The 12,353-nt window shown below is 42.6% G+C and carries 10 protein-coding genes; 6 read left to right on the forward strand and 4 right to left on the reverse strand.

All coding sequences use genetic code 11. The annotated features are described in order from the left end of the window. Positions 1 to 146 precede the first annotated feature (146 nt). Positions 147 to 1,544 carry a dihydrolipoyl dehydrogenase gene (gene lpdA, locus HNQ46_RS08770; protein WP_183684360.1) on the forward strand — a complete coding sequence of 466 codons (1,398 nt, stop codon included), beginning with the start codon at positions 147 to 149 and terminating at the stop codon, positions 1,542 to 1,544. A gap of 499 nt (positions 1,545 to 2,043) precedes the next feature. Here lpdA and HNQ46_RS08775 read toward each other — a convergent pair whose 3' ends face one another. Then, positions 2,044 to 3,213 carry a glycerate kinase gene (locus HNQ46_RS08775; RefSeq protein WP_183684361.1) on the reverse strand — a complete coding sequence of 390 codons (1,170 nt, stop codon included), beginning with the start codon at positions 3,211 to 3,213 and terminating at the stop codon, positions 2,044 to 2,046. 7 nt (positions 3,214 to 3,220) lie between these two features. Then, positions 3,221 to 6,238 carry a leucine-rich repeat protein gene (locus HNQ46_RS08780; protein WP_243155893.1) on the reverse strand — a complete coding sequence of 1,006 codons (3,018 nt, stop codon included), beginning with the start codon at positions 6,236 to 6,238 and terminating at the stop codon, positions 3,221 to 3,223. Positions 6,239 to 6,524: 286 nt separating this feature from the next. Here HNQ46_RS08780 and HNQ46_RS08785 point away from each other — a divergent pair, with 286 nt between their 5' ends. After that, on the forward strand, positions 6,525 to 6,791 hold the full coding sequence (locus HNQ46_RS08785; RefSeq protein WP_007158091.1) for a type II toxin-antitoxin system RelB/DinJ family antitoxin: 267 nt from the start codon (positions 6,525 to 6,527) through the stop codon (positions 6,789 to 6,791). Between the two features lie 31 nt (positions 6,792 to 6,822). Beyond that, positions 6,823 to 6,906: a hypothetical protein gene (locus HNQ46_RS12295; protein ID WP_334298774.1), complete on the forward strand. Its 84-nt coding sequence runs from the start codon at positions 6,823 to 6,825 to the stop codon at positions 6,904 to 6,906. A 39-nt stretch (positions 6,907 to 6,945) separates the two neighbouring features. On the opposite strand, the gene HNQ46_RS08795 is transcribed toward HNQ46_RS12295, so the two are convergent. Next, positions 6,946 to 8,973, reverse strand: coding sequence for a leucine-rich repeat domain-containing protein (locus tag HNQ46_RS08795; protein WP_183684363.1), 2,028 nt, complete (start codon positions 8,971 to 8,973; stop codon positions 6,946 to 6,948). A 153-nt stretch (positions 8,974 to 9,126) separates the two neighbouring features. On the opposite strand from HNQ46_RS08795, the gene HNQ46_RS08800 reads away from it, so the two are divergent. The 3 genes from HNQ46_RS08800 to HNQ46_RS08810 all read left to right on the forward strand — a co-directional run bounded on the left by HNQ46_RS08800 (position 9,127) and on the right by HNQ46_RS08810 (position 11,557). Beyond that, the gene (locus tag HNQ46_RS08800) at positions 9,127 to 9,948 is read left to right on the forward strand and encodes a KilA-N domain-containing protein (RefSeq protein ID WP_408637141.1); all 822 of its coding nucleotides are present in this window, start codon (positions 9,127 to 9,129) and stop codon (positions 9,946 to 9,948) included. A 512-nt stretch (positions 9,949 to 10,460) separates the two neighbouring features. Continuing rightward, a complete protein-coding gene (locus HNQ46_RS08805; protein ID WP_183684364.1) occupies positions 10,461 to 11,114 on the forward strand; it encodes a DUF3990 domain-containing protein in 654 nt (217 codons plus the stop codon). Continuing rightward, on the forward strand, positions 11,114 to 11,557 hold the full coding sequence (locus tag HNQ46_RS08810; RefSeq protein WP_183684365.1) for a hypothetical protein: 444 nt from the start codon (positions 11,114 to 11,116) through the stop codon (positions 11,555 to 11,557). The genes HNQ46_RS08805 and HNQ46_RS08810 overlap by 1 nt, the downstream gene beginning before the upstream one ends. Here the strand turns inward: HNQ46_RS08810 and HNQ46_RS08815 are convergent. Beyond that, the gene (locus tag HNQ46_RS08815; protein ID WP_330604572.1) at positions 11,507 to 12,337 is read right to left on the reverse strand and encodes an ATP-binding cassette domain-containing protein; all 831 of its coding nucleotides are present in this window, start codon (positions 12,335 to 12,337) and stop codon (positions 11,507 to 11,509) included. The genes HNQ46_RS08810 and HNQ46_RS08815 overlap by 51 nt on opposite strands. Positions 12,338 to 12,353: the final 16 nt, after the last annotated feature.

Here is a 12,353-nt window from a genome sequence, read left to right on the forward strand (position 1 = left end):
AGAGCTGTTATATAAAGATCAAGGAGAGGGGGAATAAAGCTTCCTTGGGGTAGCGAATGTCCCCTCTCTTCTTAGGAAAAGTCTTTATGTAACAGCTCTCCTTGCTAAAAAAGCGAAAACATTGAATAGTAGGGAGAATAAAAGATATGAATTATGATGTGATTATCATAGGAGCCGGTCCAGGCGGATATGTAGCGGCATTAAAGTCCGCAAAGCTGGGCTTTAAGACAGCTGTGGTAGAGAAGGACAGAGTGGGAGGAACCTGCTTAAACAGAGGCTGTATTCCTACAAAGGCCATGGTTCATGCCACTGAGCTTTACAGAGAAATGCAAAATGCAAAGGAGTACGGTATTTTTGCCGAGAATATTTCCTATGACTACGGCAAGATTTTGGAATATAAGCAGGACATTATCGATAAGCTGGTAGGCGGAGTGGAGCAGCTCTTTAAGTCCAACGGCATCGATTACCTGAAGGGGCTGGGAACTTTAGAGAAAGACGGTTCCGTTACCGTAAGCGGTGGAGAAGGAGCAGGAAATTATCAGGCGAAGCATGTGATTTTGGCTGTTGGATCCAAGCCTGCCTTAGTACCGATTCCGGGACTGGATAGTGAAGGAGTATTAACCAGTGATGAGCTCTTCCAATTACAGGAAGTACCCAAGAGCTTAAGCATCATTGGCGGAGGAGTAATCGGTGTGGAGTTTGCTTCCATTTTCGCCTCCTTAGGAACCAAGGTTACCATTCTGGAGGCTCTGCCCAGTATTCTGGCCAACATGGATAAGGATATTTCTCAGAATTTGAAGCTGATTTTAAAGAAGAGAGGCATCGATATCCATACCTCCGTTAAGGTAGAGAAGGTGGAAAAGGAAGCAGAGGGCGTTTCCTGCTTCTATACCGAGAAGGATGAGCCGGTAAAAGTAACATCTCAGTATGTGCTTTGTGCAGTGGGCCGTGTGCCCAATACCCAGGGACTCTTCGGAGAAGGGGTTGAACTGGAAATGGAGAGAGGCCGAGTAGTGGTAGACGAGCACTTTAAGACCTCCATGGACAATGTTTATGCCATCGGAGACCTGATTAAGGGCTTACAGCTTGCCCACCTTGCTTCCGCACAGGGCATATGCCTTTTGGAGGAGCTGGCAGGACACAAAAGAAGCATTGACTTAAATGTGGTACCGGGCTGCGTTTACACCTCACCGGAAATAGCCTCCGTTGGAATTACCGAGGCCATCGCCAAGGAGCAGGGCTTAGAAATCAATGTTGGCAAGTTCATGATGAGCGGAAACGGAAAATCCATGATTTCCAAGGAAGAGCGTGGATTTATCAAGATTCTGTCCGACAGCAAGAGTCATGCGGTTGTAGGTGTGCAGATGATGTGCGCAAGAGCAACGGATATGATTGGAGAGTTTGGCAATGCTGTGGCAAATGGATTCACCGTTGAACAGCTGCTGAAGGCTATGAGAGCTCACCCAACCTACAATGAAGGTGTGGGAGAGGCTTTGGAGGATGTATTCGGAGAGGCTGTACATTCCGTACCGAAGAAGAAATAGTTTAAATAGAGAACTGTGAATAGTCAGCTGACTTTAAGCGCTTTTCGCAGGATAGCTTTGGAATCGGGGGCACGCTCCCGCTAACCTCGCCTCACAGGGGTTCTAAGCTTTTATAAGACAAAAGCTAAGAACCCGTGGGCTCAGATTGCCCCGTATTCCAAAGCAATCCTGCTGAAAAGCTAGCCTAAGTATTGCTCTGTTCGCAGTTCTCTTTTTTAAACTGGAAAGAGCTCCCTAAAAGATGATTCAGAACAGGATGTGATCGTCTTCGCCTAGACACCGATTATGAATAAAAAGTGGCTGTAAAATCAAAATAATTTTCTAAGCAATATAGGTCTGAACTTGGGGCACGCTCTCGCTAGCTTCGCCACGTATCGGATACTAAGCGAAAAACTTCGTTTCACTTGTTTTTCGCAAGTACCGACGGGCTCAGACTACCCCGTATTCAGACCTATATTGCCGAAAATTTCTTTATTTTGATTTTTACAGCCACTTTTCTTTATTGCTTTTTATGCCGCAGATGGTAGAGCCTTATCACCTGTTCAACGGTGTCCTCTAAATTTCTACGAGCAGTTTCTTTTTCCATAGCTTCTTCCAAAGTGCTGATTCCTCTAAGTATGGGGAAGTAGGCATCTATTCCGGCTTGGTTGCAGGCTTTTGCTCCTTCTGTAACGGCTCCTGCAAAGGCTATCACCGGAATTCCCTGTTCTTTAGCCAGCTTTGCTACACCAATTGGGGCTTTTCCCATGGCGGATTGTTCGTCCAACCTTCCTTCTCCGGTGATCACAAGATCAGCTCCCTGCATTTTCTCGGAAAGCCCGGTTTCTTCCAAAATCAAGGAAACTCCGGATTTTAATTCTCCTTGAAGAAAACTGCGAAAGGCAAATCCCAACCCTCCGGCGGCTCCGGAGCCCGGAGTTTCCGGATTGGCGGCAGGGTTATATTCTTTTACAAGCTCGCTATAACGCTTTATCCAAAGATCCATTTGAGAGAGCAGTTCCTTGTTTCCGCCCTTTTGGAATCCATAGACAAGACTTGCTCCATTTTCCCCGTATAGAGGATTCTCCACATCACAGGCAATCTGGAAGGAACATTGTAATAAGCCCTCAGGTACAGAAGTAGCATCTATTCTAGCCAAGTCTTTCAGGCCTTCTCCGATAGGGCAGATTTCTTCTCCGTTCTCTTTGCTAAAACGAAAGCCTAAAGCGCTTAACATTCCTATTCCACCGTCATTTGTGGCAGAACCGCCGATTCCGATTAAAAAGCGTCTGCAACCCTTGTGGTAGGCATCTAAAATCATTTCTCCCACCCCGTAGCTGCTAGTCTTTAACGGACTTCTTTTCTCCGGAGCAACTAAGGTAATGCCGGAAGCTTGGGACATTTCCATGACAGCAAGCTTCCCATCTTTCGGAGAATATTGCGAGTCTGAGAGAATACCATAATGAGCTTCCACTTCCTGAAATAAGGGTCCCTTTACTCTGACTGTTTCCAAGCTTCCTCCTAAGGCTTCCACCAGCGTTTCCACTGTGCCTTCCCCTCCGTCTGCCAGAGGAGAAATCAAAACCTCCGCATCAGGAATTACCCGTAAAATACCGCTTTTTATGGCTTCGCCCGCTTCTTTGGAGGAGAGGCTGCCTTTGAAGGAATCTATAGCAATAAGGATTTTCATAATTTGTCTACGCTACCTGCCAAGCACCATCCGGGCCAAGAGTATAGCCCTGAACCTTAGTATTGAAAAGCATCTTTCCGTTATCCGCTCCGGCCTGAGGGTTCAGATAGTACCACTTGCCTTTAAGCTCCTGCCAACCGGTACGCATCTTGCCATTTTCCGCACCGACCTCTTCACTGAAGTAATACCAGAAGCCGCGAATCTCTTTCCAGCCAAGGCTCATCTTTCCCTGCTCACTGCCTTCATTTTCTTCAAAATAATACCAGGCATTGTTATAGAAAAGCCAACCGGTGAACATATAGCCTTCTTGATTAAAATAGTACCAACGATTATTCATCCATAACCACTGTGATTTCGGGTAGCTTCCATCCGGATTTAAAATCCACCAGCCCTTTGCGTCTCTTTGCCAGTTTACATTGGACGGCAGATTGCGGTCTGCCCCTAAAACCATCGGTGTCCCGCTGTTACCGCTTGAACTGCTTCCTCCTCCGGAACCGCCACTACCTCCGGAACTACCGCCTCTGCCGGAGCCGCCATTGCCACTTCCGGAATAAGACGGAATCGGTGCTTCTCCGGAATCATCCGGCTTGTAGTCCGTAAAAAGCGGGTTCACATATCGTGTACCAATTTTCACGGAAGAGTGATTTTCTATACGATTCTTTCCCTTATAGCTCATCTGATCTTTATAGAAAGCGCCTGTCCCGATAGCTGTAACGGAGGAGGGAATCGTGATGGTATTGCTTTCTTTTAAGTCACGGAAAGCACTTTCCCCGATACTTTCCAGTCCATCCGGCAAGGATAAATCTCCCTTGTAAGAAAGATTACGAAAAGCGGAATTCCCTATTTTCTTTAAATTCTTCGGGAAGACAAGATTGCCTCCTATCGATTTTTTATAAAAAACAGAATCCCCTATTTCTACGATAGAATCCGGCAACACTAAACCCTTCTTAATGTAAGTGATACCTTCCAAGGCATGGGGATCCAAGGCAGTAATATTCCCCTTTAATTCCAGATGCGCTTCCCTTCCGAGAGCATGCAAGAGCTTATTCCATGAGCGAAGTTCTCCGTTTGCAGTAAGACCCTGCATCCGCCCGTTACCTTCTATTGTAAGCGTATAGGGGTTCTTTTCTCCTGTTAATTGCCAGCTAAAATTCCCGTCGCTGCGAGGAAGGCGTGCCTCATCCGATACCGTAATCACTTTTTGCAACAATTGCGTCTCACTATATGGTTTGGTGCTTCCTCCCGGACTCATTAAAAATGTACAATAGTAGGTGTGTCCCGGTAGAAAGGAAGATAGTCCTGTATCCCTTAAATCAAACAGATAAGAAGTAAATGTCTTATTTGTTCCGGGAAGCCGCCATCCGTTTCCGCTTGAAAAAAAGATCAGTCTCAGGTCTCTATTCAGACTTCCACTGTCATCTGTAAAGTTCTTTACCGTAACCGCTTCGCTTGGATCTTCTGTCGTATACAGATAAAAGTTTGCATATTCATTCCCTTCCGTCTCCAACTCAAAGAAACATTTATTGATTTCCGGAAGTGTATAAAACTGTACATTTTTCATGGAAATGTTAGACTCTTTACCTTCCTGTTCTTCTTTCGCAACATTTTGCTGCACGGAAGTAAACGTGGGATTATACTGCCTGCTTCCTTTCTCACTCATAAATACCGGAGAATGATTGATAATCGTATTTTTCTTTTCATTTCCCTTAGACTTGTAAAATGCCTTCTCTCCAATCCTCCGCACGGAAGCCGGAATCGTGACATCTCCTAAGTTTTCTGAATGATAAAAGGCATGGTCCGGTATTTCCGTAAAGGTAGAAGGAAGACTCACCGTCTCCAGATGTTCCATGCTGCCAAAGGCTTCCACCTCCACATGCAGCTTTTCTATTCCTTCTTCTATAATGACTCTCCGAATCTTATCTTTATAAGGTTCCCATGGAGCCAGTTCAAATGCATCCGTTTCCCCTCTTCCACGTAGTGTCAGAGTCATATCATTTCCGGATCCGCTTAAACTATATTCAATCTCCTTCCCTGCTCTTCCACTAAGAGATGCTTTCTGTACGATAATTCTGTATTCTTTTTTTTGCTCCCCCAGATCATCTTTTATGGTTATCAGCAATCTGGCTATTCCTTCGTGCAATGCCTCAATGGCGACCTGCCCATCCCCGTCATGCTTTAGGCGAATAGCAGCAGGATCCGTCTCTTTCATCGCTTCACAACGCAAAACATCATAGTTAAGCAGTTTATAAAGACTGATTGTGTCTCCTAGCTCCACCGCTACCGTATCCGAAAAAGAATTTTCTTTTTTAACCAAAGAAACAGCAAATAAGGAGAAATGCTCTGCCGATACCTCTACTGCACTTCCCTTCTCCTCTATCTTTTCTGCCGCGAGCTTCTCTGCCTCTGCATCTACGCTGTCCAGATGAAACACGGAAATCTGCTTTTCCCCATCCTCCTGTAAAAAGGGAATATTGGAAAATTGAACCTTCACTTCCCCTTTCGTATTATCCGGCTGCACTTCTTCTCCATCCTTGTTGAGCACGGAGATATCGAAAATCACGCTCTGAACAAGATTTTTTTGATCCTCCTCAAGCTTCTCTTTTACAGCGGAATCCACTTTCTGTTCCTCAACTTTAGAGAGCTTTCTTACTCGTAAAGTCGCGTCCTTTGGAAATACCCCGGAATCAGCCTGCACCGTAACAAGCACACCGGAAAGTTCTTTTTCTGCATAAAATGCGTTCTCTTCTGTAGCTTCAGACTCTATTTCCGAAATTTCTTTTTCGATTTCATTTTTTTCTTCGACTACATTTTTTCCCATTACGGTTTCTTTAAGTGCATCTTCTTCAAGTGCATTTTCTTCCATCACGTTTTCAGAATAAGTTGTACTCTTTTCTTCCGGAAAACTTTGCTTTATTCCTTCAGACAGTACCGTCTCATTTGCAATAGTTGCTGCAGAAACATAGGTGGAAAAGCTGCAAGATAATGCCAGAAGTAATGCCAATGCTTTTTTTGCTCTTTTTCTCATTTTTCTCCTCATATATTGTTTTACAAGTTCACATTTGGCTTCTGTAGAAAAGAATACCACATGCATTAAATTATAGCAATCTTTCCGTTTTTTAAGAAAATATTTTAAAGTCATTAAAGTAATCTGTAATGCAAAACATAAAATCCACCTATATAAAAATTAGTCAATCTATTTTATTGCTTACAGCACTCTTGAAAAACTATAAAATAAATATATCGCAATATTCATTACATTTGCATTACAATAGAAAATACGAAATTTTTGATAAGAAAGGAATAGAGAAGCTATGGGACAGGCGGTAAATGTGAACTTTCGTTTGGATGCAGAAGATAAAAAGAATATGGAGCAGGTATGTACAGAATTGGGATTGAGTATGAGCGCTGCTTTTACCATATTTGCAAAGAAGGTGGGAAGGGAACATAGAATTCCTTTTGATGTTTCCGTGGATCCATTTTATAGTGAAAGTAATATAAAGGAGTTAAAAAGACGTATCGAGAGTGTGCGTTCAGGCAAGAGTACATTAGAGGAACATGATTTGATAGAGGTGGATTAATGGCTATCAATGCATAGGAAAACCGGAGCCACTGAAGGGAGACCTCAGTGGCTATTGGAGTGTTCATATTGATGAAAAAATAGAATTGTATTTCGCATCACGGAAAAGAATATAGAAATTATGCAGTGCGGTTCACATTATTATGACAAATAATTTATTTCACTACTTCCACCGAATCCGGCAGCAACTCCGCATTTACGATGGGGTTTCCGCTCATTTTCACCTTCTTTAGGTTCGGAAGATTCCGAAGAACGGAAATGTCGGAGATATAGTTATTCGAAAAATCCACTTCCTCCAGGCTGGTCAGGCCATCCAGACAATCCAGGCTTTGCAGTTTATTATTACTGATATCGAGACTCTTTAAGGCCTTGTAATGAGAAAGGAAAGGTTTAATATTGGCGGAAAAATCTTCCGACTCGTTATCTATATTCCTAAGAATAGCCTGTGTGAGGGTCAGGCTCTCCACCGTGTTGTCATCCGCCATGCGGCTTAGGGAAACGGGAAGGACAGGGTCACTACTTGCTGCTTGTTTTTTGTTCGGGGTGAAAAGAAGTTCTTTGACCCCGGTATTCGTAAACGTCTCTGTATAATCCTTATAACGGCTGAAGGGGGAATCCTGAAATTCCAGCCTTGAAAGAGAGGGAAGTGCCCGAAGGACAGACCCGAGGTCCGGCTCCACCTCATCGATAATGCCGTTTCCTATGATGGTAAGGTTCGTTAAAGCATTCATTCCCTGCAGGAAATCGGCGCTGTATTCACTACCATAGTTATCGATGGTGAGATTCTTTATGGAAGGCATGTGGGAAATGGAATCTCGGTCCATGGAATAACACTTCACATTTTCCAGCGCGCTTAACCCGTGTAAGTCGGGAACATCATACGTGTGATAGCTGATGGAAAGTGTCTGTAAAGAACTGAGGGTGCTTAGCGCATTGACATTTTCCAGAGAAGAGCAGTCAATGGAGAGGCTATTTAAGGAAAGATGCCCCGATAAACCGTCCAGATTCAAAATCGAAAGATCTTCCAAGTTCAAGGACTTTAATTTCGGCATGTTCTGCACGAAGTTTAAGTCCTTCACATCCTTTAAATTCCGTAAGGAAAGCTGTTCCAGCTGGGGCATACCGGAAAGCACCCCGAGATTTTCCACGGTAGAATCCTTCGTTCCCAGTAAGTCCAGATTGCTTAGGCTACTTAAAGAAGAAAGAGGGGAAAGATCTGTGGGCGTATCTCCATAAAGCCCCAGAGCAAGGGTCTTTAGATTGGGAAAATTCCGGAGGAAAAGTAGTCCTTTGCTATAGTCATCATCTACGTGAACCGTAAGCTCTTCCAGAGAAGAAAATGCCTTAAAGGGTGCGTCCGGGTCTTTCTCTTCTGTATTCTCGTCGGAGTAGGAATCATCGGTAGCATCATCGTCCAAAGTAATGTTGTAGAGTCCAAGAATCTGCTCGGGATTCGCGAAAAGCTTCGAGATAGTTTGAAAGTTCTCATTTTCTCCGGAATAATAGCGGAGATTGATCAGACTCTTTAGAGTATTCGCATCGGCGTTGGCGCTATAGTCGAAATGCACTTGATATCCCAAGGAGAGCTTGATTAGACCTGTAAAAATCTGCATATCCGCTTCATCGATGGTATCTGTTATAGGAAAATAAAGCGTCTCCGGATCCTTGGCCGTGCCGTCCTCATTCATAGACTTTGCATAGTCAAACCGCCACTTCTCCGTTTGGTCGGAACCGGCATTGCTGACCTTATGAATGGACAGGAAAGCGAGGGAGTTATAATCCTCTCTTGTAATATCCTTCAAGCTCTTTCCGAAGGCCGATTCTACGAAGCTTTTTACGGTTTCATCCTCCGGCACAGTACGAAACTTTGCCGTAGTCAGAGTTACGCTTTTATGAGGCGCACGAAATGTGTTGCTGACGAAAAGTATGAAGATGGCAGATAGTATTGTACCTATAAGGACAATCGTCTGTACTGCACTGAGTTCCTGCCTTGCTGGAGGAGCACTTCTTTGCTGTCCCATATTGACATTATCAATATGAATGTTCTGGGTGATATTCGGCTTGGTAGGCTCAATGTAGACCTTGGTTTTACAATATTCGCAGGTAACGAAGCCTTCCTTCATCCCCTCCGGAATTTCTAAGGTGCCGTGACAGTTGGGACATTCCATTTTTGTAAGAGTCATTGCTTTACACTCCTTCTTGTATTCTGACTTTTTCAGTATAGCACGGCAGTGGGGCTTTGGGCAGTATTTCCACCTTCTTTTTGAAGGCTTATTGAAGGGGATAAAGAAAAAAGTTACAATAAGAACATTATTTAATTTTAACAAATTTAAGGCATCGTTATAGGAGGCAGAAATTGCAGAGGATTCCTATTCCGGAAAAGCATTGCACAGCGAAGTTTAGGATATCTTTTCTCTTATAGTGATGATCCACGATTTGTTATTCAAAATTGGATGAGAAACCGAAACACATTGGAGTTCATAGGATTGTGGGAAGCTCTCAATAACGAAAATTTTAACCGTGTGCAATTCGACACGTTTAGAAATGAAGCGGGATTAAATAGATTCACTATGACTCCCCAAAAATGGATAGAATCTACTAATGCTATTGGAATTATAGCTAAGGCAGGAAGATATGGCGGCACATATGCACACTATGATATTGCGATGGAGTTTGCATCATGGTTATCACCGGAGTTTAAGCTGTATATTATTCAAGATTACAAGAGACTTAAATCAGATGAAAATTCCAGATTATCACTTGGTTGGAATTTAAATAGGGAAATTTCAAAGATTAATTACAAAATCCATACAGATGCTATCAAGGAATATCTATTAGCTGATTTAACAAATGAGCAACTATCCTATAAGTATGCAAGTGAAGCAGATATGCTAAATGTTGCATTATTTAACAAGAGATCCAAACAGTGGCGTGATGAAAATCCGGAACTTAAAGGCAATATGCGAGATTATGCAAGTCTGAATGAGTTACTGGTGCTTGCAAATATGGAAAGCTACAACGCTGTTTTAATCAGCAAAGGTATGGAACAAAAAGAAAGAATGATAGAACTTAGAAAACTAGCAAGAACACAGCTTGGATCACTAGAAAAACTAAATTCTATAGGGCTTAAAAGCTTAGAGGATAAGACCAAGAAATAAAGGGGAATAAACTATGAGATGGATATTCAAAATCATATTTTTTTCGTAAATGGTCAATAACCTGTCATTTTTTTCTCTCCACAAAAAATGAGATAATCGTGAAAAGTGTGAAAAGTTGAACGCACTTTTTCCACTTTACAAACTTTTCCCACTTTGCACACTATCTCAGGGAGGAAATCATTTGGCAAAAATCTTTGCAAGGACATAAACTGGAACAAGACATTCATAAGTCTATATGATAGAGTTGCCAACGATTACTTGACAGTAACGTAATTAAGGCCTTTTTTGAAGGCTTATTGAAGCGGATAAAGAAAAAAGCTACAATAAGGGCAATGTGAGTGGAATCGACAGCCTTCCGGACACTATGCTACAAGACTTTATGAATAATCGGAAAACACCGAGAATACGGTTTTAAGGGATTTACAGATGATCTTCATCAGAGAAAGTTGGAAAAGCTAAAAATCATTAAAAAGTCTTTCTTGGAAAAGATGTTTGTTTAGGAGGAATTGCGAATGGAGCGAATTATTTTATATCATGGTAGTCCCAACCGGCAGGTTTCCCCACAATATGGTTTAGGTGATGAAAAACATGACTATGGGAAAGGCTTCTATCTTACAGAAAGTCTTAGGCTTGCAAAAGAATGGGCGGTTTGCAGACCGGATGAGCGGAATGGTTGGGTTCATAAATTTAGTCTGGACATAACAGACCTAAGAATCTTAGACTTTCAAGAGTATAATATTCTTTCGTGGCTAGCGGAGCTGATGAAACATAGAGATGCAGCGGATTCGAAAAGATACAGGATTTTATCCAAAAAATTTATTGAAAAATATGGAATTAATTCTGAACATTATGATGTGATTAAAGGCTGGAGGGCAAATGCTTCGTATTTCTACATTGCAAGAGAGTTTGTCCGCGATAATATAGATGTTGAAATTCTGGAGGAACTCTTGTCTTTAGGTGGGCTAGGGATCCAATACTGCATAAAATCTGAACGAGCCTATGAAAAACTGGCTGAAGTAAAAGAGGCATTGACCTGTGTGGATTTTCGAGAATTCAATGAAAAATATAATGCGAGAGATATAAGTGCAAGAGAAAAAATGCGCAAACTGGTGGATTCCGATGCGAATAAGGTTGCGAATGTATTTAGTACGATATTAGAGGGGTAATGAAGATGCAGGCATATTCAGAAGCTTATTTGGGAGATGTTGTAGAGAATCAGGGAAAGCTTTTTGATTTTGTGGCACAGAATTTTCCGGATAAAGATACCGCTGATTTTATTCAGGTTTATATGAACAGCAAAACCAGAAAAAGCATAGACGAAGGGCAAGCTTACGTAAATACTATGGATAATTCTGAATTATGGAATTATTTCTGTAAAACAGATGGTTTTACGTTACAAAAAGGTGATTCTATGAAAGGTTTTGTGCCCGATTGGATAGGTGAATTCTATGCTTACTATCAATGGTATTACAATATTCCGAGCAGAGAAGTCATTAAAAACGTGCCGATTGATTATTTGATAAAAGCTTATGGTGGATTGCATGATCTGGATTTGGAGTTAGCGGTTAAGAAGGTTGGAACCAGATTGAAAACCACCAATATTGAGTAAGCATATTTCCACCACCTCATCCGCCACCTCCTGTAAGAAGGCGTAGTCGTGAGACACAATGAAGAAGATTCGATCCTCTCGAATGGCAGACTTTAAGAGGCCGGCGATACGAAGCATATTTTTCTGATCCATGCCGCTGGTAGGTTCATCAAAAAAGAAAAGCTTTGCCTCCTGATAGAGGGTTGCGGCAAGGGCAAGACGTTGCTTCTGACCGCCGGAAAGACTCATGGGATGGCGGTCTTTTAGCGCGGAAAGTCCCAGTGCGCTAAGGAGTTCTTCTTTTGTCGCATGATGTGGCTTTAACTTGTTTTGTTCGTTTCCTCGCTCGTCTATTATCCCCTCGCTTCTCTCTTTCAGACTTCGCCTTTGTCCTGCCCTTCCCAGCTCCATCTCTTCTTCCACGGAGTCTCCGAATAATTGCTGATTCACGTCCTGCATAACCATCGCGGAAAGAGCAAGACGCTGTCTTTTTGAGAGTTCTTTTCCGAAAAGAGAAAAATGGCTACCTTTTTCGTTCTCTAAGCCGCTGAGCTTTCGAAGAAAGGTGGACTTGCCAATTCCGTTTTCTCCCACAATACCGTAAATTTTCCCAAAGGAAAAAGAGGCAAAGCCCTCTTCTTTATAATATCTTAGCGCTCCTTCATTTTTCCATTCCGGAAGAGAAAGGCTTGGTTTCGTTCTTGCGCGAAGCCCCATGGATTTGATATTTTCCTCCGGAAGTGCCAGAAAATCCTCTCGGGAAAATAACTTGCAGAGTCTTCCCTTTTCTAAAAAGGCCACAAGGTCTTGGATTTTT

The sequence above is a fragment of the Oribacterium sinus genome (genome assembly GCF_014202695.1).
Classification (GTDB): domain Bacteria; phylum Bacillota; class Clostridia; order Lachnospirales; family Lachnospiraceae; genus Oribacterium; species Oribacterium sinus.